Genomic DNA, 301 nt, shown 5'->3' on the forward strand with positions numbered 1-301 from the left:
GTTCGAGTCTTCATAAGGGAGATGAAGGACTTTTCGATTTGATTCTCATTGTGTTCGGTACTTGATAACATTTATGAAAGGGATTTGGATGAAGATCCCCACTTCTTTTCCCTTTCATTTCATCAATGAAACAATTCCTTTTAATCCCTTTTTTCATTTGCAATTCTTTTGAGTATTATTCCCATAAAAAGAAAAAACCACAACATTAAATGCTGTGGTAAGCTACAAATTTATACTCTTAAAAATAAAAAAACGAAACCTCGAGTTTCGTGTGCTTGTAAAATATGGCGGTCCCGACCGG

The sequence above is a fragment of the Bacillus sp. JJ1566 genome (genome assembly GCF_036962685.1).
Lineage (GTDB): Bacteria > Bacillota > Bacilli > Bacillales > Bacillaceae_L > Ferdinandcohnia.